Source organism: Streptomyces sp. NPDC045022, from assembly GCF_056432605.1.
Map to the genome: position 1 here is coordinate 179345 of NZ_JBWKIR010000003.1, position 26307 is coordinate 205651.

Genomic DNA, 26307 nt, shown 5'->3' on the forward strand with positions numbered 1-26307 from the left:
TCAGCGTGGTGGACGTGTGCACCGCGGCCGTGGCCGCGTTGCCGGTCGGCGGGGCCGGGCTGTCGGCGATGCCCAAGGCCGCGCCGAGCCATCCGCTGTGCAGCACCGACGACATCAGCGAGCAACTGGAAGAGCTCCAGCTCACGCTGGGTGAGGGACCGTCTGTGGACGCCTTCCTGCACGGCTCGGCTGTCCTGACACCCGATCTGCTCATCCGTGACCTGCAGGACCGTTGGATGGTGTTCGCGGATGCGGCCCCTGGAGGCCGGGGCACGCGCGGTGATCGCGCTCCCTCTGCAGATGGGGGCGATCAGCCCGGGAGTCCTGGACCTGTACGCCGACGTGCCGACCGTACTGGACGCCGAGGAACTGGCCGACGCGCTGGCCTTCGCCGATCTCGCGACGCTGTTCCTGCTCGATGCGCGGATCGAGGAGGCGGGCGCGCCGGCCGGCGGACCGTCGCCGGACCGCGGCTTCGAGGACCTGGGCGGATACCGGGCGGAGATCGACCAGGCAACCGGCATGCTCACCGTCCAGCTCGGCGTCGGCATCGACGAGGCCTTCGTCCGGCTGCGCGCCTACGCCTTCCTCCAGGGACGCCGGCTCGCCGACGTGGCCGCCGACGTGGTGGCCCGCCGGCTCCGCTTCTCCCCGGACACGGAACCCAGACGGACCGACGAGGAGCCCTGATGTACGGGTGCCATCCGACGAACGTGCCGCACTTCCCGCCCCTTCCCGGCGGGAATAGTCTCCATCGAGGGTGACACGATGAATCAGCAGCTCCTGGCCAAGACCTTCGTCGAGCTGGCGGACAACCTGGTCGCCGACTTCGACCTCATCGATTTCCTGCGCCTGCTCACTGACCGCTGCGTAGGGCTGCTCGGCGCGAGTGCCGCCGGGGTGCTGCTCGCGGACCGCGACGGCGAACTCCGCGTGATGGCCGCCTCTGACGAACAGGTACGGCTGCTGGAACTCTTCCAGCTCCTGAACGACGAGGGCCCCTGCCTGGAGTGCTTCCGCACCGACACCCCCGTGGTCGTCCCCGACCTGACCCGGGAGATCGACCGCTGGCCGCGCTTCGTCACGGCGGCCCACCGCAGCGGCTTCGGGGCGGTCCAGGCGCTGCCCATGCGCCTGCGGGAGGAGACCGTGGGCGCCCTGAACCTCTTCCGCGCCGCCCCCGGCCCCTTCGACCCGCTCGCCACGCACATCGCCCAGGCCCTGGCCGACATCGCCACCATCAGCCTCCTGCAACAACGCACCGCTCAGCGCAGCAGCGTCCTCAACGAGCAGTTGCAGACCGCGCTGAACAGCCGCGTACTGATCGAACAGGCCAAGGGCAAACTCGCCGAACGCCAGGGCATCGACATGGAGCAGGCGTTCACCGCGCTGCGTGGTTACGCCCGCGCGCACAACCGGCGCCTGTCCGACCTGGCCCGCGCCTTCATCGACGACTCCGAACCCCTCCCCGGTCTGGGATCCTGACCCACTCCGCGCCGCACGCGGCCGGTGCACCCGGGTTCGCGGTCCGTACGGCCGCCGCCGCACTGCGGCGGCGGCCGTACGTGGCGCGAGGATGGGAGGCCCCCCTCCACCGTGTCCTCGCGCGCTGTCCTCCGTGGCGGCGGGACTTGGTGGGAACACCCCGTCGGAAATGCCTGGAGGACGGAGGCTGGAGCCGCGCACTGCGGCGATGCGGCTCCGGCCGGGCCTGGTCCGACTCGGGGGCTGGGAGCCTGGATGGGGAGACATGCTGGTAACTGACACGGTCGCAGCCCCGTCTTCCCTGCGTGGAGCCTAGAGCAGATAGCGGCAAAGCGGAACAGGGCCGTTCGCAGGCGCCGCCCGTGCCCCCGGGACGTCGTCAGGCGGTCCTCCTCGGAACACGGGGGTCGGCCATCACCTGGTCGTGCGGGCGTACGGGGAAGGCGACGCGAGCGACGACACCCGGTCGGCACACTCACCGTCCAGCTGCCTGGGCCACAGTGGCCCCGTGCCCCCAACGGGCCCCGGCGCGGCGCCGATCCGGGGCTATGCTGGCGTACAGACGTCCCGGACCCAGGCGCCGCACCGCCCATCGGCCACGATGGCACTCCCGTACATCTCCCGGCCTTCTGAACCGAGGCGCCCCATGAGCAGCCCGCGGCACCCGCACGACCCCGAAGGCTCAGAGCCTCCCGTCCTGGACACGGTGCGGCTGCGCCGGCTGAACCGCTGGCAGGCCGAGGGCCTGCGGGAGGACCTGGCGGATCTGTACGTGGAGTCGTCCGTCACCCCGCCCGGCGAGGAGTTCCGCGGCCGGCAGGAGTTCCTGCGCCGGCTGGAGCACGATGTACAACTGCCGGGATTCGACATGCTGGTCGCCGAGGCAGTGGGCTTGACCGGCTGTGTCTCAGGGATCCCAGTGCCGCGCGACGGCTCCTGGTGGGAGGGGTTCGACGGGCCGATGCCGCAGAACCTGGAGCAACTGACCGCGTCCGGGCATGTCTTCGCGATTCTCGAAACCGTCGTCCATCCGCACCGGCACGCCCACGGGCTCGCCCGCCGGCTCCAGGAGCGGCTGCTCGCCGACCACCAGTCCTCGCTCGGTGTCACCTTGGTGGATCGGTCCGCCCGCTCGGCCTGTGCCGCCTTCAGGGACTGGGGCTGGCAGGAGGCGGGGCAGATACACCGCCCACCTGGCCCAACGGCTTTGAGCGTACTGGTTCTTCCTCTTGGCGAGCGCACGGAGGACCATCCGGACGGCCTCGCCCACAACGACCGGACCCAACGGCCCGAATAGCCGCCCGGGGATCGGATGCGGAAGGTGTCGGTGCAGACCGAGGTGCTCGGCATCCCGCCGCAGGGGTCCATCACCGCCGACAACGTGACGCTCACCGTCGACGCGGTCGTCTACTTCCGGGTCATCGACCCGGTCAAGGCCCTGGTGAACGTGCGGGACTACCGTGGCGCCGTCTCCCAGATCGCCCGGACCTCGCTGCGCGCGGTCATCGGCAGGGCGGATCTGGACACGCTCCTGTCGGACCGCGACCACATCAACGCGGAGCTCAAGAAGGTGATGGACGCGCCCACCGAGGAACCCTGGGGACTTCGCATCGAGCGGGTGGAGATCAAAGACATCGCCCTTCCGGAGTCGATGATGCGCTCCATGTCCAAGCAGGCCGGGGCCGAACGCGAGCGCCGTGCCCGGGTCATCGCCGCCGACGGTGAGTTCCAGGCGTCCCAGCGGCTGAGTGACGCCGCGGCGACCATGGCCGACACTCCGGGCGCGCTCCAACTGCGTCTGCTGCAGACCGTGGTGGACGTCTCGGCGGAGAAGAACAGCACGCTGGTCATGCCGTTCCCGGTGGAGATGCTCCGCTTCTTCGAGCACCAGAGCAGGGAAACCGACGGCGAGTTCGCGCGCCGGAGCGGCCCGCGTCCCGCGCTCCCCGAACCGGCCACCCCTGCCCTGCCCACCGCGCCCGCCTTCCCTCTGAGTGGAGAACGCGTCGGCTCCGACGGTGACCGGATCGGCAGTCGCGCGGCAGTGGCGCGGGACCGGCGGGACAACTGGCCGACACACGCGGACTCCGACTCCGACGCGTCACATGCCCACGGCTGATCCCCGCCCGCTCTCCCGGGTAGCAGGCGGGTGAGCGCGAAGCTCCATGGCGGCGAGTCGTCCACCGGTCATCCGTGTGTCAAGGCCGCTGTCCGGAGCCCTGGAGCGGGCGCTCGCGCGGCAAGGCACAGGCAGCCGCTGGAGAGGTGGACCTGCGTGCCGCGGTGACGAGCAGCCCCAGGCGCTGGGTGTCGCAGGAGGTGACGCCCGACAGGTCGAGGGGCAACTGCACTCCGGGACTGTGACAGGCGCCCAGAAGACCTCGCGCAGTCCGGAACGGTGGCGCGAGTGAGACGGAAGAGTGTGACGAGCCATGCGCGGCCCGATCCACCCTCGTCCGAGTGGACGGTGAACAGATGGTGCGACAGCCCGAGAGCCGGTTCGCCGTGTCGTTGACCCAGGACACCGTGCTGTTGGCGGTGTTGGCGGTGTTGGCGGTGTTGGCGGTGTTGGCGTCGAGCAGGTGGAGGACGATCCACAGGATCAGGATCAGTCGTCCGTGGCTGGCGAGTGGTGGAGCCAGGCCGGCGTTTGAGTTCCACTACGTGGGCTGCACGACGAGGGCATCCGACGGCCGTCCGGGACGAAGTCGTCGGAGAGTTGAGCGCACAGCTTCCGGTGCCGTCCGCTGGGCGCGTGCGCCGTCATCTCCGGTCCGCCGTGTGGAGGCGCCTCAGTGCTCGGCACAGCTCCCGCTGTATCGGTTCCGGGAGCGTCCGTTCCTTCGTCGTGGCGACCAGAGCCTCAGCCACGTCACGGAGCTTGATGTTGCAGTGCTGCGACACGTCCCCGAGCAGGTCCCAGGCCCGGTCGCTGGGACAGGGTGCCAGGGCCATCACCATGCCGCGCGCCTGGTCGATCACCGCACGGCTGGCCGCTGCCCGCCCCAACTGCTCGTTCGTGGCGCGTAGTTCGAGGACCTCGGCCAGCAAAGCCGCGTCCCCCGCTGGAGGCACAGTTCTCAGCGGTCGCTGTTCTTCATGGGGCGTGGTCACCTGGTGCATGGTGCGTACCTCACAGGGCAGTCATCCTGTCCGTAGGTGGTCAGCGGCGCGCCAGTTGCCGTTCGCCGGCCGCACCGGGCTGGTAGGGCAGTCCGTAGTGTTTGAAGATCGCTTCCTCCTGTTCGGCGGGCAGGACGTCGTCGGTACCGATCGAAGGGGCCTGCTTCACCAGCGTTCTGACATAGCCGACCTTGAGATAGTCGGGTCCGGCGATCGCGTCCTCGAGGGGGACGAAGACCAGGCGGTGCCGGGTGGGCAGGCCGGTCCGTACCGTGGCCATGGCCGGCTCGTCGGTGGTGGTGTCCACATAGACGGCCTCCAGGACGCCGATCTTGTGCGACTCGGTGTCGAGCACATCGCGGTTGCGCCATTCTCGGACATCGGCTGCGTGAATCATGGCCTCTCCCTACCTGGGCGACTGGCCTGAGGCGCGAGTCGCACCCCTGGTTTTCTGCGTGAAATCGCCGCAGCGTACGTCACATTGCCCGCTGCATGTGCTCCGGGAGCGGCTTGCCTTCCCAGGCAGCGACCAGGGCCGCGGCCACCTCCGGAAGTCCGGCGTCGCACTGCCGTGAGACATCCACCAGAAGCATCCTGGCCCGCCCCGCGGCGGCAGAGGGTCAGGACCATCAGCATGCCGCGGTCCTGGTCGATGACCGCGCGCCCGGCCAGCGCCCGCCGCAACTGATCGTTCTCGGCGCGCAGTGCGACGACGTCCTCTCCCACGGGTGCGTTCCCCCACGTGGCCTCGGCCCGCAGTACCCACCACTCCTGTTGGATCACGGTCGTGCGTTGCAGGGCATGAACTCCTTGGCGATCGCGGCGTGTCCGGCCTGGCGTGAGCCGTCCCGGAAGCCATGGCTGCCGGTCCACTTCACGGTCACCTGTGGTGTTCGTGGTCTCGACGGTCCTCGCGCCGCCAGCGCGCCCGGTTCTCGCGGCTGTAGCGACGGTCCCGGCGCTCGCGGTAGTCCCGGTAGTCCCCGAGGTCGGAAGCGCCGCTACGGCTCCGGCCTCCGCCACGATCACGGCCGTAGCGGGTGGCGCCGTAGACCAGTACCGCCGCGGCCACCCACCAGATGGGCTGGAGGAAGCCGAAGCCGAACAAGACCGCGATGAGGATGAGGAGCAGGACGAACACGGCGGGCCTCCCCGGGAGCGGGACACAGCTTCGATACCGGGGACTGGGGCCTCACCCCACAGCGTAGTCCTGCCCAGAGTTTGCGGATACCGCGCGACGTCAGCGCGTCCTGCCTGCCCGGCATGGATGGCTGCTTGACACCTGTCGGGGAACTGCTGCGAGGGCTAGCGTGCGCCATGCCGCCCCTGCCCCCGGCAGCATCGCACCGCCAGCGCGCTCCCCAGGGGGCGCACTGCGCATCGGTGCCGGAACCTGCCGCGTCACGAGCGAGGCCGTTCCCGCGCGCGCCCATCATCACGATCCCGACGCACCCCGACGCACCCCGAGCGGGCGTCGATCTGCTGCCTGCCGCGTCGCACGTCCCACACCAGGCGGTACACATGTATGCGCTGATCATTCCCGCTTCGACCCCCTTCGTCCTGCTCGCCACCGTGCTGGGCCTGTCCTGGTGGGAGGACCACATCCTGCCGACACCACCGGCCGGGCCGGTCGAAGCCCTTGCCGAGGCTCCGTTCACCCCGGTGGCCCCAGTGCAGCTCCCAGAACCCGTCAGTGTCGACGCTGCGTTGACAAGGGAGGATGCCGGGCGTTGACTGGCAACACGGCGTAGGGCTATGCCACTCCGGACCATTCGGGCGCAGCATTCCACCTTCCCGCTTCGCCCGGACCCCGCGGAACCAGGAAATCCCCGCGATCTGGAGGCCCGGCAATGATCTGGATTCTTCTCCTTCTGCTGATCCTGGTGGTCTTCGGGTTCGGCTTCACGATGCAGATCCTGTGGTGGGTCGCGGCCGTTCTGCTGGTCGTCTGGATCGTCGGCTTCGCCAAGCGCGGGCGCAGCGGTGGCCGCCGCCGCTACAGCCGAGGTCGCAGGTAATCCGCACCACGCCCGATCTCACCCCGCGGGAACGACGGCCTGTACGGCGATCACGCGGGAGCCCTTCTTGTCGACATGCAGAGGACCGTCATGAGCGTCGGACAGACGATCAAGCACAAAACACAGGAATTCAAGGGCCGGATCACCGCACGCATCGGCCGTACCACCCGCAATCGGCGACTGCAGCGCGAAGGCAGGACCGACCGGGTGTCCGGGAGCCTGAAGCAGGCCGGAGACAAGGTCAAGGACGCCTTCAGGCATTGACCAGCGAGCCCCTGGGTGGAGCCCGGTTCGCGTGCGCCACCCGGCAGGCCACCGCGGAATTGGTCCGACGGGATCACCGGATGAGCGGCGTGGCGGCCAGCGTGACTTGTGACGACTGACGGCCAGTCGACCCGGCCGTCACACTCCTTGACGAACAGCTACAGACCGCACTGAGCAGCCGCGTACTGATCGAACGAACCAAGGGGGCAGCACTCGTGAGCTGACGGCAACCGCGGCAGGAACCGGGGAACCCCTGCTGTCCGCTTGTGGGTTGGTCCGCTGTGAGTCGGCGGGCAAGGCCGAGCGGCAATGGTGGAATCCCGGTGGAGTACTAGCACGCCCTGTTCGGAGCATCTGCGGGCTACGCTGTGATCAGGTGGCTGTCCCGCGAAAAGGTCGCTCGGCTGCACCCTCGGGCGAAGAGGGTGGAAACCCTTTCGCCGGTAAGGAAGTCCGCTGCGCATGAGTTCAAGCCCCATACGGCGACCTGCACGGATCTTCCCGAGGCGAGCTGGAAAGGTCCGCGTGTGGACTCCCAGTGGACACGTAGTGGACGGAAGGGCCGGGAAGGATCAGGAAGGCCAGGGCGAGGCGCGGCCACGTCTAGCCTTCTGAGCTGCGAAAACGTGAAAATCAAGGAAGGGTCAGGGGCTGATCGGAAGATCACGAAAGGACTCATAATCCGTCGGCCGTGGGTTCGAGTCCCACCCGCCCCACCAGTAACGTTCCCTGACCTGCGAAAACGTCTCTTCAGTGGCCCTGAGTAACGGGTCGGGCCCAACGGGGGAGAATCCGCTGCTCGCGAGCGGTGTTCGGGGTGTTGCAGCAGGTGTGCATCTGCCCCTTCCAGGATTCTGACCTGCAGTAATGCAAAACCGCTCGCCTGCTGGAGGTTACGCAGCGGAGTCGAGAAGCAAGATGCAGGGGCCCTACAGGGGCCCGGAGGGTGTAGCCCGGGTCCCTCAGGGGCCTGGTCCTGTCTGATGGGTCGTGTGCCTCTTCCGTCACCGGACCGGTATCCCGTGGCGGGATCTCCCGGCGCGGTTCGGAAAGCGGCAGACGAGGCGTTGGACCGTTCCTGGATTCAGGTAGGTCAGGAGCGGCCAAGGGATCCGTCAGATCTGGCCCGAAGCCGGATCAGGCGACCCCATTCTCCGTGGCATCAACAGGTGCCGCCAACCAGGGCATCCGCCCTCAAGGAACAGACGATCATCCGTCTGAACCAGCGGCACCTCTTCTACCAGGAGATGTACGAGCCCCTGCAACTGCTGTCGAAGGAGGGCGGCGCGAGCACCGCCACCAACGCTTCCACGACGGCTCGCCGAGCGATCGAAGCGATCACCCTGCTCCTGGTGGCGTACGCGAAGGCAGAGTCGATGCACGAGACGCCGGTCGACCAGTACAAGGAGCTGCGGAAGTGGTGGGGCAGCTTCACTGAGCAGTACCTGACGAAGATCAAGGACGTCCTCTGAGGTTAGCTGATCCCCTGTGGAGAACGTGAGGGGCTGGCGGCGACACGTATGTGTCGCCGCCAGCCCCTTGTCCGCGCTTAGTGGTCGGCTCCGGAAGTGTTTCGGGGGTTGACCGAGGTATGGGCGGGCTGTCCCCCCAGCAGGCAGGCCCTCCCGTCTGGCGGCTCTGTGATCATGTGTCAGGGGAAAGGGATGGTCGGACTGATGATCGTTCTGATAGCTTCCCGTTGGCCGTGATCCAGTCCAAGGAGGTGAGACCCATGACCGCAGTACTCGTATGGGTGCTCCCTCTTGCCACCGCGGTCGGGCGATCTGCGTAAGTGTCGCCGGGAGCGCCTCGAAACCCAGGCACTCCCGAAAGGCAACATGCCATGAACACTCTGCACTTCACCGCCGAAGCGACCGCCGGCGGCATCGTCGAGCGCGACTTCACCGTCAACGGGATCCCCGGTGTCCTCTGGTCCCCCGAATCCGGTGCGGACCGTGCGCCCCTGGTCCTGATGGGCCACGGCGGCGGCAACCACAAGAAGCACCCTGCGATGGCAGGCCGCGCCCGATTGCTCGTGAACGGTTGCGGCTTCCACGTCGCGGTCATCGATGCGCCCGGTCACGGTGACCGGCCGCGCAGGGAGCATGACGAGGCGGAGATCGCCGCGCTGTTCGCGGCGCGGGCAGCCGGCGAACCGGAAGGCCCGATCGTCGTCCGCTACAACGACCACCTGGCGAAGCTCGCCGTGCCCGAGTACCGGGCGCTCCTGGACACCCTTCAAGAGCTCCCAGCGATCGGCATCGACGGCCCGGTCGGATTCTGGGGCATCAACATGGGTACCGCGATCGGCGTGCCGTTCGTGGCGGCCGAACCAAGGATCACGGCTGCGGTCTTCGGCCAGCACTGGCCCGATCTCCTGGCCGAGAAGGCGAAGCAGATCACCGTCCCGATCGAGTTCGACCTGCAGTGGGACGACGAGCACATCTCTCGTGAGGAAGGCCTCGCGCTCTTCGACGCCTTCGCCTCGAAGGAGAAGTCCCTGCACGTGAACTCGGGCAAGCACAAGGAACTGCCCCGGTTCGAGGCCGACAGCGCGGTCCGGTTCTTCGCCCGGCACCTCGGCAGTGCGGTCACCTCGTCGGCCTGACGCGCATGGTTGCGGTGTCCGGCCGGACAGCCGGCCGGACACCGCAACCGGATCAGGTTGAAGATGACCGCGCTGATCACGACTCCGTCCATGCTGTGTCGCGGCGCTCGGGGGACGGGGCTGATGCCGCGTGCGGCCGCCCCCCTCGCAGCGTGGCGCAGGTCACATCGGTCCCACGTCACGAACGGAAGGGCAGCTTGCGTCTGGTGGTCGTCCGCACGGCGGGAACGACCCACACGAAAGAGGCAGCAGAGCGATGAACGCGACAACGCAGCAGCACGAGGTCCTGGTCCTGGGCGCCGGTTACGCCGGGCTCTCGGCCGCGATCCAGCTCGCGGCCCGCACCAGGAAGCGCGGTGACCTGGGGGTGACGCTGGTCAACCCCTACGACACCTTCACCGAGCGGCTCCGGCTGCACATGACCGCCACCGGCCAGGAGACGGCCGAGATGAACATCCCGGAGCTGCTGGAGGGCACCGGCGCCGCCTTCGTCCGTGGCTGGGTCACCGCCGTGGACGCCGAGGCGAAGACCGTTCGGATCGACGACGACCGGGTCCTGCGCTACGACACCCTGGTCTACGGCCTGGGCAGCATCGCGGACACCGTCGCCGTCCCCGGCGTGGAAGACCACGCCTACACCCTCAACGGCCCGCAGGACGCCGCTCTCCTCGCCGACCGGCTGACCCGGCTCGACGGCGGGACCGTCGTGGTCGGCGGCAGCGGTCTCACCGGCGTCGAGGCCGCCGCGGAGATCGCCGAACGGCACCCGGAGCTCCAGGTGGTGCTGCTGGGCCGGGGGGAGCCGGGCGCGAGCATGCACCCGAAGGCCAGGGCCTACCTGGACGCGGCGCTCGCCCGGCTCGGCGTGCGGGTGCGCAGCGGCGTCGAGGTGGTCAAGGTGCTGCCGGACAGCGTCGAGCTCGCGGACGGTTCCAGCATCCCGGCGGCCGCGGTGCTGTGGACCAGCGGCACGCGTGTCTCACCGTTGGCTGCCGCGGCGGGTCTGACCGTCGACGAGCGCGGCCGTGTGGTGACCGACGGTGCGCTGCGCTCGGTCTCCCACCCGGACGTCTACGCGGTGGGCGACGCGGCGGCGATCCGTCAGGGCTACGGCGTGATGCACGGGACCTGCCAGGGCGGTATGCCCACCGGCGTGCACGCGGCCCTCTCGATCCTGCGGGTCCTGGCCGGCAAGGAGCCCAAGCCCTTCCGTTTCGGCTACTACCACACACCTGTCAGCCTGGGCCGCAGCGACGCCGTCGTGCAGTTCACCCACCCCGACGACAGCCCGCGCCGGATCGTGCTGACCGGCAAGCGGGCCGCGAAGTACAAGGAGACGGTCACCGCCGCGCCGTGGCCGACCTTCGCCCGCATGAAGAAGATGCCCGTCTCGGGCGCCCTCTGGCCGCACGGCGGCCGCTACACCCGGATCCGGAGCGCCAAGTGACCCAGCCGCAGTATGCCGGCCCCGACCAGTTCGCCTTCCAGCAGTACCGCACCCTGCTCTTCTCCGTCGCCTACCGCATCCTCGGCTCCGCCGCCGACGCCGAGGAGGTGGTCCAGGACGCTTGGCTCAAGTGGTCGGCGGCCGATCGTTCCCAGGTCGCCGACCCCAAGGCCTACCTGACCCGGATCATCTCCAACCTGGCGATGGAGCGGCTTCGGTCGACCCGCCACCAGCGCGAGACCTACGTCGGACCATGGCTCCCCGAGCCGATCCTCACGGGCCCGGACACCGCCGACGGCGTCGCCACGGCGGACTCGGTCTCCATGGCCCTGCTCGTTGTCCTGGAGACGCTGAGCCCCCTGGAACGCGCGGTCTTCGTACTGAAGGAGGTCTTCGCCTTCAGCTATGCGGAGATCGCGGAGGCGGTGGAACGTTCGGAGCCGGCGGTCCGGCAGGCCGCGCACCGCGCCCGCGAGCACGTCCAGGCCCGCCGGCCCCGTTTCACCGCGGACCGCGCCCGCCAACGCGACGTCACCGAGCGGTTCTTCGCGGCTGCGACGGGCGGCGACATCAACACCCTCATGGAACTGCTCTCCCCGGACGTGACGCTGTGGACCGATGGCGGCGGCAAGGTCCGCCAGGCCCTCAAGCCGGTCGTCGGCCTGGACACCGTGGCCGGTTGGTTCGCCGCGCTTGGCACCGCGACCTACCAGGGCATCGAGCCCGGGCAGATGCGGGCAGAGCTCACCTGGATCAACGGCGGCCCGGGCATGGTCTTCCGCGGTCCGGACCGCGTGATCGCCACGATGACCTTCGACTTCGACCCGGAAGGCCGCATCTCGGCCATCCACAACGTGGCCAACCCGGACAAGCTCCACGCCGTCGCTGACGGCACTCGACACGAACTCCCCTGAAGCAGAACCTCGTTGTGGACCCCATCCGAATCCTTGGCCCGAACGTGAGGACTGCTGTGAGCGACCCGATCATTGTCGTAGGTGCGGGCCCCGTGGGGCTGACCGCCGCGTTGGAACTGGCCAGGCGCGGGTGCCGGTGCGGATCGTGGACCGGTTGGCCGAGCCGACCACGGAGTCGCGCGCCATCATCGTGCACGCCCGCAGCCTGGAGATGTTCGAGCGGCTGGGGTTGGTGGACCAGGTGATCCGGGCCGGGGTCCGGACCACTGCGATGGAGATGCACTCGGACGGCGACGTGGTGGCCAGGATCCCCCTCGACCTGGTGGACAGCCCGTTCCCGTACTCGGTGACCATCGCGCAGACCGAGACCGAGCGCATCCTCACCGAGGCGCTCGCCGAGTACGGCGTCACCGTCGAGCGCGGGGTGACCCTCGCCGGCCTGACGCAGGACGAGCACGGTGTCCGGGTGGTGCTGGAGCACGCCGACGGGAGCCACGAGACCGCCGAAACCGGCTGGTTGGTGGGCGCCGACGGCGGGCACAGCCGGACACGTCAGCTGGTCGGCAGCGCACTGGCCGGGAAGTTCAAGGGCGAGAAGTTCCTGATGGGCGACGTGAACGCCGACCACGATCTCGACGGGCACAGCATGTACACCTTCTTCTCGGCGCACGACGGCCCGCTGCTGGTCTTTCCCATGGAGGGCGATCGGCTGCGGCTGATCGCGAGCATATCCGCGGGCGAGCAACGCACCGCCACCCAGGAGTGGCTGCAGCAGGTGGTGGACGAGCGCGCCGAGCGCCCGATCCGGATCCGCGGTTCGCACTGGCTCACCGTCTTCGAGGTGCACCACGCACAGGTGCCCGAGTACCGGGTCGGCCGGGTCCTGCTGGCCGGTGACGCGGCGCACGTGCACAGCCCCGCCGGCGGCCAGGGCATGAACACCGGCATCCAGGACGCCCACAACCTCGCCTGGAAGCTCGCCCTGGTCACTACCGGTCAGGCCGGCCCGGCCATGCTGGACAGCTACCACGCGGAGCGCCACCCGGTCGGCGCCCAGGTGATCCGGTTCGCCAGCACGCTCACCCGGGTCGGCACCCTCGCCAACCCGGTCGCGCAGAAGCTGCGCAACACGGGGATGCACCTGCTCACCGGCCTCGCCCCGGTCCGCCAGGCGCTGGCCGACCGCACCGAGGAGACCGCGGTCGCGTACCGGAAGAGCCCGATCGTGGTCCAGGGCCGGGGCAGCGGCGACCTGCACGCCGGCGACTTCCTCCCCGCAGCCGGCCCGGAGCTGCGCGCAGCACTCGCTGAAGCACACGAGCACGTGCTGCTCACCGTCATCGTCAACGGCCCCGCACCGACACCGGCGGACGGCGTGACGGCACGTCAGCTGCTGGTCGGTGGGACCGCAAAGGCCCCCATCGGCTACGACGCCGTGTTCCAGGACCCCGACGGCCTGGCGGCCGCCCGCTACGGCCTGGCGAACGGCGGTCGGATCATGGTCCGCCCGGACGGCTACGTCGCCGCGATCGCCCCGCTGGACGAGGACGCGCCCCTGCACAGGTACCAAGCGTTGCTGCAGGCATAGCATCACTACCGGGGCGGGCGCTCCGATCGCCCGGGCCACGCAGGACCGAGCACTTTCCCTGAGCTGAACCGACACGCGAAGCACCAGCCCACATGGCGATCTCCTCGGTGCCTGTCTGTGTGTACATGCGGCGAGACAGACACCGAGGGGCGCGACGGGACGCTTACCCCATCTCGGCATACGCACAGCCGCCGACCGACACCGAGAATCCTCCATCGCCCTGGCAGCCTGATCAACCCCCGAAGGACTTCCAGCGTCGACCACTTAAGCCACAGCGAGCGAAAACGGAGTCGCTGATACTCCTCAGATCGCGCCGCCCGTGGAGAAAGCGTGTATGTCGTGGACGGCGGCCGTGACCCGGTCGGCGAGGCCGGACTTTCTTGCCACGGCGCCGAGTTGGCCGAGTGTGGTGATGCTGAAGTCGGTGACGTGCACGGTGAATCCGTTACCGGCGAAGAACAGCGCGTGCCAGCTGTGTCCGGCACCGAGTTCGAGGACTGTGTGGGCGTCGGCGGCGCGGAAGGTGTTCGCTGCGTACCACGCCGCTCCCGAGGGGGCTCTGCTACTTGAGATCGATCGCGCGTACCGGCTGCCCCGTCGTCCGGGCGATGGTGTCGAAGTCACGGTCGTAGTGGAGCAGGGTGAGTCCTGCCTCTTCGGCGGTGGCGGCGACGAGGAGGTCGACCGGGCCGGCGCTGCGGTGTTCGCCTTTCGCGGTGAGCTGCTCCTGGATCACGCGGGAGCGGCGGTAGATGCCGTCGGGCATCGGACACCACACGTAGTGGGCGTCGAGTGCCGCCTTCAGCCGTGCGCGGTCCCCGGCCGAGCGGGCGGAGTAGAGGACCTCGAGTTCCGTGATGTCGCAGATCGCGACGAGTCCACCGGTGATCCGATCCTCCCACTCGGTCGTGTTCTGGCCGAGCAGGACGCGGGCGAGGGCGGAGGTGTCGATGAGGTAGTCGGCGACTGTCACGGCCGGTACTGGCTCTTGTCCAGGAGGATGTCGATGTCCAGGGCGCCTTCGGCCACCAACTGCCGGGCGTCTTCGAGTGCGCGCAGGCGCCGGTAGCGGGCGGTGATCTCGCGCAGGGCGGTGTTGATCGTGTCTCGCTTGGTGGTGGTGCCGAGTTCCTTGGCGGCGGCTTCCAGTGCCTCGTCGTCCAGGTCGATGACAGTGCGGCTCAAGATGACCTCCTCATGCACACGGTGGCGTATATCAATATACATGATCGATTGTATATCGCCCGCCGCCGTGACTCCTGGGTGGTCTGCGCCGATCTGGGTGGGGTGTGCGGCGTCGGGCCCGGACGAGGTCGGCTGGCTCCAGCCTGGTACGTGTGTGCACCGCCTCGCCGAGTTGCGGAAGCGGCAGCACACCACGCAGGTTCAGGTCGCCGAAGCCATGGGCGTCACCCAGGCTCGCGTCTCCCGTATCGAGAAGGGGCAACTGGAGCGCAGCGAGGTCGACACCCTCGCTGCCTATGTCAAGGCACTCGGCGGCAAGTTGAAGATCGTCGCTGACTTCGGTGATGAGACCTACGTCCTCGGCTGACCCGATCGGCAAGCTGCGACACGGGTTCATGGACAGTCCGGTGGGCAAGCTCGCCTCTTGACGTCAGGGGCAGATGCTCCGCCCCCGGGCCAGGGGTGGAGTACCGGCGCACCGGTAAGGCACTCCGCTGCGCTCAAGATCACCCCGGCCTGCCCCTCGCGGCGTTGACCGGCGCCTTCGTGAATGGGGCGATGCCGCAGCCCTCTCACCGCCTGCTCAGGGCGCCCGGCGTAGGGGCCTTCCAGGGGTCCGAACGGGGTCCAGGGGTCCGCAAGGGGCCGGAAGGGCCCGGAAGGGCCCGGAAGAATCAGGAGAGGTGCGGGGCTCGGACGTGCAACAACGTGGTCCTGACCTGCGAAAACGGGAAGCGTCAGGCGGGATCGGGAAGATCACGGACGATCCTCAAAGGACTCATAATCCGTCGGCCGTGGGTTCGAGTCCCACCCGCCCCACCGCTCGCTGCGCGAGCAGAAGCATTTCTTCCTGCGGAGGCGTAGGGATGGGGCCGTCGCGCCAGCGTGGCGGCTCCGCTTCACTCCCTCAGACCAAGATCCAGGGACCCGTTCAGGGGCCTGCGTCGAGTCCGAAATGCCGGATTGTCTGGTCACCTCACAGGGCTCGCTGCCGGGCCGGCGTCACCGTGCTGCGACCGTCGGGCGTGCAGTCTGCAGAGTCGGCCGGGGAGCGGTCGCCGCCGGAGTCGACGGCTTCCCGCTCTCGGGGGCAACCGCCCGGGACTGACGCGCACTTCGCTATCCATCTGCGGGCGTCCCTCGGCCGGTGATCTGTCGGGGCACCTCGGCATCGTCCCGCCGTCGCCGGGGTCCCGCTTGCGGACCATGTAGCGCAAACAGTCTCGCGAATATAACGCTGCCGGTGTATGCTGCTCATGTCATAAATTGCGCTCAGAGGGCGGGCGTGTGACTTGGAAGATCGTCGTGGTCGAACCGGCGCTCTCGTGGCTTCACGCGCTGCGTCGCACCGACCGTGACACGCTCGTCCAGGTCAGCCAAGCCATCACTGCTCTCGCAGAAGAGGGGCCGGCACTCGGTCGGCCGCTGGTGGACACGATCAAGGGTTCCGTGCTGCCCAACCTCAAGGAGCTGCGTCCCGGGTCCGCCGGGGCCACTGAAGTGCGGTTGCTCTTTGTATTCGATCCTGGTCGTCAGGCCGTGATCCTGGTCGGTGGTGACAAGGCAGGGAACTGGTCAGGCTGGTATCGCGTTGCCGTGCCCCAGGCGGAACAGGCGTACGCGGAACACCTGAAGCGAATGGAAGGGGAGAACGGGTGATGACTGACCATCTGAGGGACCCGCAGGCCGTCTCCTGGGATGATCTGGCCGAAGATTTCGCCTTCACCGACGCCGAGAAGGAGCAGATCGCGCAGGGAGCCCAGGCGATGATCACCGCTTCTCGGGCGCACCGTCTCGCGGAGTTGCGTAAGCGACAGCACACCACGCAGGTGCAGGTGGCGAAGGCGATGGGCGTCAGCCAGGCTCGGGTTTCCCGTATCGAGAAGGGGCAGTTGGAACGTAGCGAGGTCGATACGCTCGCTGCGTACGTCAAGGCTCTCGGCGGCAAACTCAAGATCGTCGCTGACTTCGGTGACGAAACCTACGTCCTCGGCTGACCCAGCCGCAGGCGGCGCCACACCGCCGCCGACGCGTCGGCGTTCCCGCAGGCGGGCGGACAGGAAGCGAAGGGCAGAGCTGGACACGTCGACGCCGGACGGGTAGACAAGCATACGAAGCCTCTGGTGGAGCGGGTTCTCTTGGTCGAAAACCCGTCTACCAGGGGCTTTCCTCGTCCGTCAGGCCAACTGTCCAGCTTCATCGGCAGGTTGGAAAAGGCTCAGTGCAGACAGTGCATGGGCAGTGCTGCTCTGCAGAAACCGGGGGAACCAGCGGACCAAGCGGTACAGGGCATGATCGAAGTCTTGCCGCCTGTTCGACGTCAGCACCATGACGGCCCCTGTCCCCAGATGCGTGGCCTCAGTGGACCGCTCCTCATAGCCCATGGCGGCGACATAGAGGTCTCCCACAAGATCAGTCAGAACCGTGACCAACTGAGGTAGGCCTTCGGCGAGCCATGGCAGGTCGTTATAGGCACGCTCCTCCATTTGCTCAGGCTCAAGAGCACGGCGCAATAGAATCTCGGTGGCGGCCGGGTCACTGGCCAGCATGGCGATAACAGCGCGGATCGCAACGACCGAGTGGAGCGAGGGCGGGAGCGTCCACACGTACTCAAGCAGGCGTCGCGCAGCGACACCGCAGTTCTCCAAGTCCGTGGCAGACAGCGCGTCCGAGCGTCCAGCAAGTTCGTCGACGAGGACACCGAACGCCGGCTGACTGGCGGCGGGGGTGCGCGACAGGCGCTCTGCCACAGCGGACCACATCTGGGTGTCGACATGGTCGGTCTGCTTCGCTGTGGTAATTGCTGCGATGGCAATCCCCAAGAGCCTCCGCGATTCTTCTCCGAAGTCGCTTGTTCCGAGTCGGGAGATCAGCGGCGCGAGATCTTCCGCCTGCTTACAACAAGGCACGACAACCTCGGCGACAGCCGTGGATAGGTTGCGTGGCAACCCGGGCGCCATGAGGGCGAGTGCAGCGTCAAAGAAGCGTTCCAGCCCCGCAGCCCAAAGCCTTTCCAGATGCATGTCGATGCTCGGTCGCGCGAATAGCGCAGCGTCAGGGTCGGCCTGCAAGCGATCGACCAGTGCCTCGTCGGATGAGCCGAACAGAGAGACAGCCACCGCGTAATCGAACAGAACATGGTGAGCAAACTCCACGGGCCCTGTCTCCGGGCCCACTGGGAGACCGGGGCGACGCCTCAGAACGGCTCGTGACAACAAGGTATCCAGGACCGAAGCGGCGGCCGTATCGCTACCTACGATGGCCTGGGTGCTGAGCGCAAGACGGCGTACCTCGACCGCCACCTCACAGAAACGCGTCAGCACCGCCACGCGTGACAGACCGCCTGCCCCATCGCCAACTCTGTGCGGCCAATGGCGATAGAGGAGGTCCAGACGACGTCCCACTCGCCCGAGCTCCGTCACGCTCACGCCTTCCAGCAAGAGTTCGGCGGCAAGGCGGAGGCGGAAGGGATTACGCAACAGCGTCGCCACGTCTAATGCCGACTGCGCGAGTAGAGGACTTCCAGTTCGGTGATGTCGCGGAGGGCGACGAGTCCCGCGCTGATCCTGTCGTCCCAGACGGCGCGGCGTTTCCCGGGCAGGCGGCATGGAGCCAGCCAGCTACACCGGACCGTACGCGCTTGCGCCGCACCGTATCCGCAACCCTCCGGCAGGACTACGCTGTGGAGCAAGGCCCCAGTCCCCGGCATCGACGCAGTTTCCCACATCCCGGGGGCCCACCGTGTCCGTCCTGCTTTTCATCCTCATCATGGTCATCTTCGGCCTCGGCTTCCTCAGCCCCATCTGGTGGGTGGCCGCCGCGGTGTTGGTCTTCGGCGCCATCCGCTACGGACGCGATGGTGGCGCGGGCCGTGGCGGCAGATCCGATGTCGGGGAGTACCGGGACTACCGGGAGCGCCGGGATCGTGAGGACCGCTGGGATCGTCGCTACAGCCGTCAGAACCGAGCGCGCTGGAGGCGCGAGGACCGACGGGACCGCGAACACCGCAGGTGAGACGTGAAGAGCCCGGTAGCCAGAGGATCCGGGACGGCTTGGCCAGGCCCGGCATGCCGAGATCTCAGGCGGCTGCAGAGCGCCTTGCGGCGTGCACGGCGGCGGCTTCATGCGGAAGTCCGGGGTGCCGCCCACCACCGGCAGAAGAGCCATCAAGGAGGAGAAGTTCATGATTCATGCAGCCGATGTACGAGAGTGGCGCGACCGTGATGTCGTCGACACCGAGTCGCACAAGATCGGTGTGCTGGAAGCGGTCTATGTGGACACCACCACCGACGAGCCGGCCATGGCCACGGTACGGACCGGCCTGCCCACTCGGCGCCGGCTGCTCTTCGTCCCCCTCGAGGAAGCGGTCGCAGGGCCGGACTACATCAAGCTCGGCTATGTCAAAAAGCTGGTGAAGCTGGCGCCTTCGATCGGCACCGACGACGTGCTGCCCGCCGAGCAGGAAGAAGCGATCTTCAAGCACTACGGACTGGCCTACCACCCCGGTGCGGCCGGCGAACGCCAACTGGCGCGCCGCTGACCACCATGGACAGGATGACCGCCCTGTGAGGCACCCGTCAGGCACCAGGTGACCACGCCCCCTGAAGCCGCAGCCGCCAACGGCGGCTGCGGCTTCAGCGAGGGATGCGGCTTTGTCGGCCGAAGCCGTCGAACTGCGGCTCCAGACCTGAGCAGTTGGGGCAGGCGACGGCGAGCCGTATGGTGATCGACCAGGTTCGCAGCATGGTGATGGCCCTGGCGCCGTGTTCCAGCGAGAGGGCCTGGGACCTGTTAATGGGCGTGTCGCCCAGACCCGAACTCCGGTGGCATGGAGCCTGGATTCGACCAGGCAGTCCGTCGTCCGGGTGGTCATTGAGGCATGGCGGCGGCGGGTGGTGGCCCGACCTTGCCAGGGCGTGGGTCAGGGCCCCAGACCGGCGAGGGGTTCGGAGTCGTTGATGAAGGCGCGAGCCACATCGGCCAGGCGCCGGTTGTGAGCGCGGGCGTCCTGCGAAGAGGCCATGCGGCTCCACCCTCGGGCGAAGAGGGCGGGGCCCTTTTCATTGGTAAGGCACTCCGCTGCGCTCTATTTCGGCAGGCCCCTCACATACGGCGGTGACCAGCGCCCTCGCTTGCGGGACAGAGCCCAGAGACCTCATCGAGTCTTCAGAGGACCGGCTCAGGGACCTTCCAGGTGCCCGAAAGGGCCCCAGGGGCCCGCAAGGTGCCGGAAGGACCCGAACGAATCAGGAAGGGCAAGGGGCTCCGCCGTACAGAAGCAACGCCCTGACCTGCGAAGATAGGAAGCTCAGGGCAGGAACAGGAAGATCACGGACGATCCTCAAAGGACTCATAATCCGTCGGCCGTGGGTTCGAGTCCCACCCGCCCCACCTGTGCAGGTCTCTGACCTGCGGAAACGTTCATTTTTGGTGTCGGGGCGTCAACTGTCGCTCAACGGACCGAATCCGCTGCTCGTGGCTTCGGAGCGCGGTGAGGTTCTTGCTACCCCGCCGGGCACCGGGCAGGCATTGTGCTGACCTGCGGTAATGCTGATGATCAGGGGTTCGGGCCGACGAGCCGACAGCAGCTGCTCGGCTTCGTTTCGTGATCCTGGGGACGTGCCGGGGACACAGGGTTTCGGCGAGGTCTGCGGAGCACTGCCCGCGGGCTCCCTGTCCGGCCGGCCGAGAGGCTTCCGTGCGGGACTGCTGACCGGGTTCGACCTCGCCTTGGAGGAGCCCGATCGCATCGGCACCGGGGAGTGAGGGGCTGGTGCGGCGCAGGCGCAGGGCGGTAGAGCTGGAGCATGGAGGTGCGGTCGGCCTGGTTGGCTTCGGCGGTGTACGACTTCCAGTCCGCGGGCTGGGGAAGCCAGGGGGTGGCCCTGGGCGTGCTGAAGCCGAAGGGCGGGGTGTCCCCGGTCAGGGGAGGGCGGACGCGGCAGCCGTCGCGGCCTCTGGGCGCTGCAGTAGAGACCATCCACCCCGATCTGCGAGCCGTCAGGTCAGTTGCCGGCCTTCTTGTCGAACCATCCGAGCGACTGGGCGACGAACGCGCCGAAGAAGAGGATGCCGGGAGGAACGATCCTGAACCAGACGGCATCGGCTTTCATGGCCGCGAGCAGGGCGATGGCGCCGATGGCCAGCGCCAGGAGCACGAGCATGCCCAGAAGGACACGAATCTTGGAAACCAACGGAGGACTCTCCAATGTTCAGCTGGGCTCTAGTGACTAGACAGCGCGCTTCTCCTGCACGTCGGCCTCCTTCCTCGGCAGGAAGGTGTGTTCGAGTAGGCCGAAGTTTTCACGGGAAGCCAGTCCGGCGACTTCAGGGGGGGGAACCCGGCACGCTCATGCAGGGGCCTCGGTTTCGTATCGGAGCGGCCTCGTCAAGGCTGCTTCAGCCGGTCGCGTGTTCAATCGGTCGTGTGCTCGATGAGCCGAGCGAGCAGACGGGCGCGAGGAACCATCCGCGCAACCTCGACGTACTCGCTGTCGGCGTGCGCGCCTGCGCCCACGGCACCCAGGCCGTCCAGCGTCGGACAGCCCACCGCCGCGGTGTAGTTGCCGTCCGAGGCGCCGCCGACGGCGATCCCCCGCAGCGGTTCCTGGCCCGACTCCGTGGCGAGCCGGGAGGCGAGGGCGAACAGTTCCGCGGACGATTCCGATGTCATGGGCGGCCGTTGCCTGCCGCCCAGCACCTCGAGCCGGGCTCCGGGAGTCCGGGCGGTGAGTCCCCGCATGAGCTCGTCGACCCGGTCCTGCGCCGCAGTCGTCGGCACGCGCACGTCCACCGACACTCGGGCCAGCGCGGGCACCGTGTTGCGGGCAGTGCCGGCGGACAGCAGGGTGGGCGTGACGGTCGCGAGGCCCAGAACGGGGTGGGCGCCGCCGTCGGCACCCGACGAGGCTCCGAGTAACGAGGCTCCGAGGTCGGCGATGGACAGCACCTGATGGGCGGCCTCGACCGCCGCGTTGACTCCTTTCTGCGGTTCCAGACCCGCGTGCGCGGCCCGGCCGTGCACCACGACCTCGTACCGCGAGGTGCCCTTGCGGGCGGTCTTGAGCGCACCCTGCTCGTCTGCGGACGCCTCCAGTACGAAAGCGGCCCTGCACCCCCGCGCGGCTTCCTCGATCAGTTCCCGCGATGTCGCGGAGCCGATCTCCTCGTCCCCGCTGACCAGTACGCACACCCCGTCCGGGGAGGGCAGGGAGGCCAGCGCGTGGAGCATCTGCACCAGGCCCGCCTTCATGTCCAGGACCCCGGGGCCGCGGGCGATTCCGTCGGTCACCGACCAGGGGTGGTTCTGGAGCGAGCCCATGGGCCACACCGTGTCGTGGTGACCCACCAGGAGGACCCGCGGGGTGCCGAAGGTCCACCGCAGATGGGTCACACCATCGATCACGATGGTCTCCGGCTCGATCCCCAGCAGCGCCGTCCCGACGGCGCCGACCACCTCGGCGCTGCGCGCCACCGCCGCGTGGTCGGCTGAGAAGGACTCGCAGACCACGAGTGTCTCCAGATCGGCCAGCATCGTCGGCAAGGAGAGCGCGGCCCCCCGGGTCACCGGTCCCACCCCGTCCGGACTTCCTGTCGCAGCGACACATCTCCCCCTCGGATCTCCAGGGCCACGGGTGCGGCGGGGCGCATCCCCCTGCAGAGCCCCGCCGCGTGAACGACGTTATGGCCGGACAGGGCATTCCACCAGCGACTGGATTGCATGGGATCTATGCGCTGAAGGAATGTGTCGTGAGAGGATGGCGATACGGGGAGGCGGATCTCGGAGGGAGGAACGTGTTCGAGATCGACGCGCTGCGGCTGCTGGTGGCCGTGGCCGAGACCGGGTCGTTCACGAAAGCGGCGGTCCGGCTCAGCTACACACAGTCCGCGGTGTCCCGGCGGATCGCCGTGCTGGAACAGCAGGCCGGCGGGCCGCTGTTCGAGCGCCTCCCCCGGGGCGTACGGCTCAATCCCGCCGGCCGCACGCTGCACCGGCACGCCATGGAGGTGCTCGACCGGTTGTCGCGGGCGGAGCGGGAGCTCGCCGTGCTGCACGCGGGGCTCGGCGGACTGCTGCACGTAGGCGCGTTCGCCACCGCCAACATCTCGCTGGTGCCCACCGCCCTGCGGGCGCTCCGGGACGCCAGGCCGGATGTCGAGGTCGTCGCGGTGGAGGGCTGGACCGACACGCTGATGCAGCGTCTTGCGGACGGGGCGCTGGACCTGGCCGTCGTCAGCGACTACCCGTCCGGTCTGCCGTCGACCGACGGTGTCATGACGACCGTGCTGTGCGAGGACGAGTTGTTCGTGGCTCTCCCACGCGGGCACCGCCTGGCCGGAGCCGGGGCGGTCGACCTGCGTGAACTGCACGACGAGGCATGGCTTCACAGCGCGTACGGCGACCGTCCCACGATGCTCGCCGACGCCTGCGCACGGGCGGGCTTCACGCCCAGGAAGATCATCCGGATCGCGGAGTGGACGGCGAAGTTCGGTTACGCGGCCGCCGGGCTGGGAGTGGCGCTGGTGCCCTCGCTGGCCGCACGGGCGGTTCCCGACGAACTCGTCCTGCGCCGCCTCACCGACTCGACCCTGCGCCGGACCGTCCATGTGGCGCTGCCTGTCGCCCCGCTACCGGCGGCACTGAAACTGCGGGATCTGCTGCGCGACGCCGTCGGCTGAACCGTCTCCAGAGCGATCAGCCACGGTGGAGGGGTCCTGACTCTCCTGCCGAACGCCCTGCGGTTCCTCCCCGCCGGCTGTCTCGGCGAGGCGGATACGAGGACTTGACGGAGACCGACGAACCTCACCGGATCTCCCGCTCGCCGCAGCGTGCCAGCGCCTCCGCGGCCTCGCGTGTACGCGGGTGGCCGCTGCCCTGGACACGGATCATGTCGGCCAGCAGCGAGGTGAGCAGGGTGGCGGCCCCGCCCCTGTCGCCCGAGCGTTCCAGGAGCTCGGCGCGTTGCTGGCGGGTCCGCAGCGCACGTGGGTGGTCGGCGCCGAGCACCCTGTCGACCCTGGGCTGCAGCTCGGCCAACTCTGCGAGCGCCATGGCCGGCTCGCCGGCGAGGCCGCGCCAGAAGCTCAGGTTGACGCGGTAGGTGAGAGTGGTCGGATGGTCGGCGCCGAGCGCGCGCTCGGCGTCCTCGGCCGCGGCGGTGAACTCCTCGACCGCCCGCTCGTGTTGGCCCGCCAGTCCCCGCCAGTACGCGAGGTTGTGCCGGGCGATGAGGGTGTCCCGGTGAAAGCGGCCGACGGCGGACTCCAACCGTGCCACCGCCCGCAGGTAGATGTCGACCGCCGCATGGGTGTCGCCCGCCTCGCCGGCCCACCTGCCCAGATCGGTGAGGGCGCTCAGCGTGAGCAGATGGCCGGGGCCGTGCCGCTGTTCCAGCATCTCGACGAGGGCGGCGCAGGCGTCCCGCGCGCCGACGGCGTCGCCGGCCAGGCCACGGCAGAGCGCAGCGTGGCTTCGCGCGTCGAGTACCAGGGGATGGCCCGTGCCAAGGGCTTCGGCTGCCTGGTCGGCGAGTTCGGTGAAGTCGTTCAGAGCGGCGGCCACCGCGCCCTCTTCCATCCGGAAGCGGGCCTCGTGCAGCCGTACCGTCAGGGTGTCCGGGTCCCTCGGGCCCAGGATCCGCTCGGCGTCCCGCCCGATGTTCTCCAGCGATGCGCGGGTCGACGCCGCGTCCCCCAGCTCGCCGGCGGCCAGGGCGACCCGGCAGCGCAGGTACAGGACATCGCGGTGCCCGTCCCCGAGGCGGGGCAGCACCAAGTCCAGCAGCTCCTGGCAGACGTCCCGCGCCGCCGCGTCGCGGCCGAGTCCGGCCAGATAGGGGCCCGTACGGCGCAGGACAGGGTGCATGCGGCCGTCCCACAGCCGGTCGCCGCCCGTCGTCCGGCGCAGGACTTCGACGCTGCGGTACAGGGCTGCCTCCGTCTCGGGCTCGTATGCGCTCTCCGCCGTGGACGACCAGAGCTCCTCGACGGCGTCGGCCGCTGCCACGGCGAGGCGCGGCAGGACCTGCTCCGGTACGCTCTCGCGGGCGGCGCGCTGCACGAGGGCGTGCACCTCGACCGACGCGGGCGTGCGGGACGGGTCGTGCGTCACCAGGCTGAGCCGGTGCAGAGCGCGCAGCGAGAGGAGCACGGCCCGTTCGCCGGGCTGTGCCGGTCCGCGGCCGGTGTCGTTGTGGTCGTCCGCTCCTTGGACGATCCACCGGCGGGCCGCCGTTGTGTGCAACACCGCCTCCGTGATGCCGTCCGGTGCGAGCATCGACAGAAGTTCCAGGGTGGCCTTGGCGCTTCCGGCGGGCGCGAGAGTCTGCGCCCGGTCCAGGGCGAGCTGCCAGGCGGTGGCCACGGTTTCGCCGTGTTCGTCGGCCGGGGAGGTTGCCGGCAGCAGATCGGAGAGCGTCTGCCGTTGGTCCTCCAGGAGTTGACGGTACGTGGTCAGGGGCATGCCGGTGTCGATGAGGAACGCCGCCGCCTGGGAGAGCGCGAGCGGGAAGTGGCCGAGTCTTTCCGCGAGAGCGTGTAGCTCCCCTTCGTCGTCCCCGTCTTCGCCGGCCGCGAGCCGTGAGCGGAGATAGTCGACGGCCTCGTCGGGCGCGAAGGTTGCGACCTGCACGATCCGGGACGACGAACGGATCACCGCCGCGTCCCGCCGACGGGTTGTCACCATGCTCTTGCCGTTTTCCCCAACCGGCCGGAGGCCCCGCAGGTCCACCGGTTCGTCGACATCGTCCAGTACGACAAGCCATGGCCGCGTCGTCGTACGCAGCCATGCGACGAAGAGGTCGGCCTGCGTCTCGTCGTCCCACCCATTTCCGCCTTCCCCGCCCGAGACCACCCGCCACGCGCGCGCGTACGCCGTGAGCACGGACTGGCGGGATGAGGCGGGCACCCACACCCGTACCCCGCCGGGCTGCCGGAACCGGTGGAAGGCGGCTGCGGCCAGTTGCGACTTCCCCACTCCGCCCGCTCCCGTGAGGATGACCTCCCGGACCGCGTCGTCCCGCAGCGCCGCGTCGACCGCACTCGACAGGGCCGCCCGCTTCCGCAACGAGGCCGCGTCGCTCGGCGGCCGACCGATGACCATCTCGTCCGCAGTGCCCCCGGGCCGGTCGGCGGCGACACGCGGCGCGGGCACCGCAGGGGCGCGGTCCTCGTGCGCCGCGTGCCACAGGCGCTCCCAACCGGCGATCGAGGACCGCGGATCAGCGGTGCCTGGCGGCGACTCGACGGCGCGCACGAGGGCGACCACGGCATGGAAGTCACGGGGCACCGACCGCCCGCTCAGCCACTCACCGAGGCGGCGCGCGTTGACGCTGACGCGGCGCCCGGACGGCAGCGGCGTACGGCTCGCTCGCCGCGCCAGCATCTCGTCCGACAGATCCGGCACTTGGCGCCGAAGTCGCGTCAGCGCAGCAGCGAACGCCGCTCTCGGCGACTCCTCCGACTCCGTGGGCTCCGGCTCTTCCATCTCAGCAACTCTAGGCGGAACGCCCGGATTGCGGGACCGGTTCCGTCCCCCGGTCCGGCCCGGTCCGGGGACTTCCCGTACCGCTCTCCCGCCCGGTCCGACCTGCCCTGATGCCACCTGGGGGCGGTCTGCGCGCAGCGGGGCGGGTCGGTGGCGAAGTACGTTGCCGCTCCATCGGATCCGGCAAGGC

Annotated in this window: 28 protein-coding genes and 2 pseudogenes; 19 read left to right on the forward strand and 11 right to left on the reverse strand. The window is 69.0% G+C overall.

Annotation, left to right across the window (positions count from 1 at the left end):
- Nucleotides 1–249 precede the first annotated feature (249 nt).
- From AC07C1_RS06950 to AC07C1_RS06965, 4 genes and pseudogenes are all read left to right on the forward strand, one after another.
- Nucleotides 250–690 (forward strand): ANTAR domain-containing protein, encoded by a 441-nt coding sequence (locus tag AC07C1_RS06950; RefSeq protein WP_478937424.1) that lies wholly within the window; start codon nt 250–252, stop codon nt 688–690.
- Between the two features lie 78 nt (nt 691–768).
- The gene (locus AC07C1_RS06955) at nt 769–1485 is read left to right on the forward strand and encodes an ANTAR domain-containing protein (protein ID WP_478937425.1); all 717 of its coding nucleotides are present in this window, start codon (nt 769–771) and stop codon (nt 1483–1485) included.
- Between the two features lie 646 nt (nt 1486–2131).
- Nucleotides 2132–2782, forward strand: a complete 651-nt coding sequence (locus AC07C1_RS06960) for a hypothetical protein (protein WP_478937426.1) — start codon at nt 2132–2134, stop codon at nt 2780–2782.
- A 12-nt stretch (nt 2783–2794) separates the two neighbouring features.
- Nucleotides 2795–3604: pseudogene (locus tag AC07C1_RS06965) on the forward strand (slipin family protein); the annotation flags it as partial.
- Nucleotides 3605–4248: 644 nt separating this feature from the next.
- Here AC07C1_RS06965 and AC07C1_RS06970 read toward each other — a convergent pair.
- The 3 genes from AC07C1_RS06970 to AC07C1_RS06980 all read right to left on the reverse strand — a co-directional run bounded on the left by AC07C1_RS06970 (nt 4249) and on the right by AC07C1_RS06980 (nt 5749).
- Nucleotides 4249–4608: an ANTAR domain-containing protein gene (locus AC07C1_RS06970; protein ID WP_478937427.1), complete on the reverse strand. Its 360-nt coding sequence runs from the start codon at nt 4606–4608 to the stop codon at nt 4249–4251.
- A 40-nt stretch (nt 4609–4648) separates the two neighbouring features.
- Entirely contained in the window at nt 4649–5005 is a 357-nt protein-coding gene (locus tag AC07C1_RS06975; RefSeq protein WP_100824858.1) for a PRC-barrel domain-containing protein, read from the reverse strand.
- 483 nt (nt 5006–5488) lie between these two features.
- Complete coding sequence (locus AC07C1_RS06980) at nt 5489–5749, reverse strand: hypothetical protein (protein ID WP_478937429.1); 261 nt, start codon at nt 5747–5749, stop codon at nt 5489–5491.
- Nucleotides 5750–6129: 380 nt separating this feature from the next.
- Between AC07C1_RS06980 and AC07C1_RS06985 the strand changes: the two genes are divergently transcribed.
- The 8 genes from AC07C1_RS06985 to AC07C1_RS07020 all read left to right on the forward strand — a co-directional run bounded on the left by AC07C1_RS06985 (nt 6130) and on the right by AC07C1_RS07020 (nt 13447).
- Nucleotides 6130–6342 (forward strand): hypothetical protein, encoded by a 213-nt coding sequence (locus tag AC07C1_RS06985; RefSeq protein WP_100824856.1) that lies wholly within the window; start codon nt 6130–6132, stop codon nt 6340–6342.
- 116 nt (nt 6343–6458) lie between these two features.
- Complete coding sequence (locus AC07C1_RS06990) at nt 6459–6626, forward strand: hydrophobic protein (RefSeq protein WP_100824855.1); 168 nt, start codon at nt 6459–6461, stop codon at nt 6624–6626.
- A 90-nt stretch (nt 6627–6716) separates the two neighbouring features.
- Nucleotides 6717–6890 (forward strand): CsbD family protein, encoded by a 174-nt coding sequence (locus AC07C1_RS06995; protein ID WP_478937431.1) that lies wholly within the window; start codon nt 6717–6719, stop codon nt 6888–6890.
- Nucleotides 6891–8059: 1169 nt separating this feature from the next.
- Nucleotides 8060–8362: a hypothetical protein gene (locus tag AC07C1_RS07000; RefSeq protein WP_478937432.1), complete on the forward strand. Its 303-nt coding sequence runs from the start codon at nt 8060–8062 to the stop codon at nt 8360–8362.
- Between the two features lie 371 nt (nt 8363–8733).
- Nucleotides 8734–9498 (forward strand): alpha/beta hydrolase family protein, encoded by a 765-nt coding sequence (locus AC07C1_RS07005; protein WP_478937433.1) that lies wholly within the window; start codon nt 8734–8736, stop codon nt 9496–9498.
- Between the two features lie 256 nt (nt 9499–9754).
- On the forward strand, nt 9755–10945 hold the full coding sequence (locus AC07C1_RS07010; RefSeq protein ID WP_478937434.1) for an NAD(P)/FAD-dependent oxidoreductase: 1191 nt from the start codon (nt 9755–9757) through the stop codon (nt 10943–10945).
- Nucleotides 10942–11859 carry an RNA polymerase sigma-70 factor gene (locus AC07C1_RS07015; protein WP_478937435.1) on the forward strand — a complete coding sequence of 306 codons (918 nt, stop codon included), beginning with the start codon at nt 10942–10944 and terminating at the stop codon, nt 11857–11859. The genes AC07C1_RS07010 and AC07C1_RS07015 overlap by 4 nt, the downstream gene beginning before the upstream one ends.
- Before the next feature lie 136 nt (nt 11860–11995).
- Complete coding sequence (locus AC07C1_RS07020) at nt 11996–13447, forward strand: FAD-dependent monooxygenase (RefSeq protein WP_478937436.1); 1452 nt, start codon at nt 11996–11998, stop codon at nt 13445–13447.
- 303 nt (nt 13448–13750) lie between these two features.
- Here AC07C1_RS07020 and AC07C1_RS07025 read toward each other — a convergent pair whose 3' ends face one another.
- The 3 genes from AC07C1_RS07025 to AC07C1_RS07035 all read right to left on the reverse strand — a co-directional run bounded on the left by AC07C1_RS07025 (nt 13751) and on the right by AC07C1_RS07035 (nt 14632).
- Complete coding sequence (locus tag AC07C1_RS07025; RefSeq protein WP_478937437.1) at nt 13751–13882, reverse strand: hypothetical protein; 132 nt, start codon at nt 13880–13882, stop codon at nt 13751–13753.
- Nucleotides 13883–14009: 127 nt separating this feature from the next.
- Nucleotides 14010–14420, reverse strand: coding sequence for a PIN domain-containing protein (locus AC07C1_RS07030; protein WP_478937439.1), 411 nt, complete (start codon nt 14418–14420; stop codon nt 14010–14012).
- Complete coding sequence (locus AC07C1_RS07035) at nt 14417–14632, reverse strand: type II toxin-antitoxin system VapB family antitoxin (protein WP_030606272.1); 216 nt, start codon at nt 14630–14632, stop codon at nt 14417–14419. The genes AC07C1_RS07030 and AC07C1_RS07035 overlap by 4 nt, the downstream gene beginning before the upstream one ends.
- 40 nt (nt 14633–14672) lie before the next feature.
- Here AC07C1_RS07035 and AC07C1_RS07040 point away from each other — a divergent pair, with 40 nt between their 5' ends.
- The 3 genes from AC07C1_RS07040 (at nt 14673) to AC07C1_RS07050 (ending at nt 16629) form a co-directional block, all read left to right on the forward strand.
- Entirely contained in the window at nt 14673–14999 is a 327-nt protein-coding gene (locus AC07C1_RS07040; RefSeq protein ID WP_478937440.1) for a helix-turn-helix domain-containing protein, read from the forward strand.
- Between the two features lie 920 nt (nt 15000–15919).
- Nucleotides 15920–16291 (forward strand): type II toxin-antitoxin system RelE/ParE family toxin, encoded by a 372-nt coding sequence (locus AC07C1_RS07045; protein ID WP_478937441.1) that lies wholly within the window; start codon nt 15920–15922, stop codon nt 16289–16291.
- Nucleotides 16291–16629, forward strand: coding sequence for a helix-turn-helix domain-containing protein (locus tag AC07C1_RS07050; protein WP_478937442.1), 339 nt, complete (start codon nt 16291–16293; stop codon nt 16627–16629). The genes AC07C1_RS07045 and AC07C1_RS07050 overlap by 1 nt, the downstream gene beginning before the upstream one ends.
- Before the next feature lie 24 nt (nt 16630–16653).
- Here AC07C1_RS07050 and AC07C1_RS07055 read toward each other — a convergent pair.
- Together AC07C1_RS07055 and AC07C1_RS07060 are read right to left on the reverse strand one after the other, a co-directional pair.
- A pseudogene (locus AC07C1_RS07055) lies at nt 16654–16743 on the reverse strand (IS5/IS1182 family transposase); the annotation flags it as partial.
- 66 nt (nt 16744–16809) lie between these two features.
- Nucleotides 16810–18123, reverse strand: a complete 1314-nt coding sequence (locus AC07C1_RS07060; RefSeq protein ID WP_478937443.1) for a hypothetical protein — start codon at nt 18121–18123, stop codon at nt 16810–16812.
- A gap of 250 nt (nt 18124–18373) precedes the next feature.
- On the opposite strand from AC07C1_RS07060, the gene AC07C1_RS07065 reads away from it, so the two are divergent.
- The 3 genes from AC07C1_RS07065 to AC07C1_RS07075 all read left to right on the forward strand — a co-directional run bounded on the left by AC07C1_RS07065 (nt 18374) and on the right by AC07C1_RS07075 (nt 20398).
- Nucleotides 18374–18646 carry a hypothetical protein gene (locus AC07C1_RS07065; protein ID WP_478937445.1) on the forward strand — a complete coding sequence of 91 codons (273 nt, stop codon included), beginning with the start codon at nt 18374–18376 and terminating at the stop codon, nt 18644–18646.
- A 169-nt stretch (nt 18647–18815) separates the two neighbouring features.
- Nucleotides 18816–19172, forward strand: coding sequence for a PRC-barrel domain-containing protein (locus tag AC07C1_RS07070; protein WP_478937446.1), 357 nt, complete (start codon nt 18816–18818; stop codon nt 19170–19172).
- Between the two features lie 1079 nt (nt 19173–20251).
- Nucleotides 20252–20398, forward strand: a complete 147-nt coding sequence (locus AC07C1_RS07075) for a hypothetical protein (protein WP_478937448.1) — start codon at nt 20252–20254, stop codon at nt 20396–20398.
- Between the two features lie 239 nt (nt 20399–20637).
- Here AC07C1_RS07075 and AC07C1_RS07080 read toward each other — a convergent pair whose 3' ends face one another.
- Together AC07C1_RS07080 and AC07C1_RS07085 are read right to left on the reverse strand one after the other, a co-directional pair.
- The gene (locus AC07C1_RS07080) at nt 20638–20796 is read right to left on the reverse strand and encodes a hypothetical protein (RefSeq protein WP_478937449.1); all 159 of its coding nucleotides are present in this window, start codon (nt 20794–20796) and stop codon (nt 20638–20640) included.
- Nucleotides 20797–21047: 251 nt separating this feature from the next.
- The gene (locus AC07C1_RS07085; protein ID WP_478937823.1) at nt 21048–22166 is read right to left on the reverse strand and encodes a M20 family metallopeptidase; all 1119 of its coding nucleotides are present in this window, start codon (nt 22164–22166) and stop codon (nt 21048–21050) included.
- Between the two features lie 260 nt (nt 22167–22426).
- Here AC07C1_RS07085 and AC07C1_RS07090 point away from each other — a divergent pair, with 260 nt between their 5' ends.
- Nucleotides 22427–23311, forward strand: a complete 885-nt coding sequence (locus tag AC07C1_RS07090) for a LysR family transcriptional regulator (protein ID WP_478937450.1) — start codon at nt 22427–22429, stop codon at nt 23309–23311.
- A gap of 124 nt (nt 23312–23435) precedes the next feature.
- On the opposite strand, the gene AC07C1_RS07095 is transcribed toward AC07C1_RS07090, so the two are convergent.
- Nucleotides 23436–26117: a tetratricopeptide repeat protein gene (locus AC07C1_RS07095; RefSeq protein WP_478937451.1), complete on the reverse strand. Its 2682-nt coding sequence runs from the start codon at nt 26115–26117 to the stop codon at nt 23436–23438.
- Between the last annotated feature and the right edge of the window lie 190 nt (nt 26118–26307).

Coding starts and splice junctions, on each gene's coding strand:
- AC07C1_RS06950 (WP_478937424.1), top strand. CDS start 250: ATGCGGCCCCTGGAGGCCGGGGCACGCGCGGTGATCGCGCTCCCTCTG.
- AC07C1_RS06955 (WP_478937425.1), top strand. CDS start 769: ATGAATCAGCAGCTCCTGGCCAAGACCTTCGTCGAGCTGGCGGACAAC.
- AC07C1_RS06960 (WP_478937426.1), top strand. CDS start 2,132: ATGAGCAGCCCGCGGCACCCGCACGACCCCGAAGGCTCAGAGCCTCCC.
- AC07C1_RS06970 (WP_478937427.1), bottom strand. CDS start 4,608: ATGCACCAGGTGACCACGCCCCATGAAGAACAGCGACCGCTGAGAACT.
- AC07C1_RS06975 (WP_100824858.1), bottom strand. CDS start 5,005: ATGATTCACGCAGCCGATGTCCGAGAATGGCGCAACCGCGATGTGCTC.
- AC07C1_RS06985 (WP_100824856.1), top strand. CDS start 6,130: ATGTATGCGCTGATCATTCCCGCTTCGACCCCCTTCGTCCTGCTCGCC.
- AC07C1_RS06990 (WP_100824855.1), top strand. CDS start 6,459: ATGATCTGGATTCTTCTCCTTCTGCTGATCCTGGTGGTCTTCGGGTTC.
- AC07C1_RS06995 (WP_478937431.1), top strand. CDS start 6,717: ATGAGCGTCGGACAGACGATCAAGCACAAAACACAGGAATTCAAGGGC.
- AC07C1_RS07005 (WP_478937433.1), top strand. CDS start 8,734: ATGAACACTCTGCACTTCACCGCCGAAGCGACCGCCGGCGGCATCGTC.
- AC07C1_RS07010 (WP_478937434.1), top strand. CDS start 9,755: ATGAACGCGACAACGCAGCAGCACGAGGTCCTGGTCCTGGGCGCCGGT.
- AC07C1_RS07040 (WP_478937440.1), top strand. CDS start 14,673: ATGATCGATTGTATATCGCCCGCCGCCGTGACTCCTGGGTGGTCTGCG.
- AC07C1_RS07050 (WP_478937442.1), top strand. CDS start 16,291: ATGACTGACCATCTGAGGGACCCGCAGGCCGTCTCCTGGGATGATCTG.
- AC07C1_RS07070 (WP_478937446.1), top strand. CDS start 18,816: ATGATTCATGCAGCCGATGTACGAGAGTGGCGCGACCGTGATGTCGTC.
- AC07C1_RS07080 (WP_478937449.1), bottom strand. CDS start 20,796: ATGCTCGTGCTCCTGGCGCTGGCCATCGGCGCCATCGCCCTGCTCGCG.
- AC07C1_RS07085 (WP_478937823.1), bottom strand. CDS start 22,166: ATGCTGGCCGATCTGGAGACACTCGTGGTCTGCGAGTCCTTCTCAGCC.
- AC07C1_RS07095 (WP_478937451.1), bottom strand. CDS start 26,117: ATGGAAGAGCCGGAGCCCACGGAGTCGGAGGAGTCGCCGAGAGCGGCG.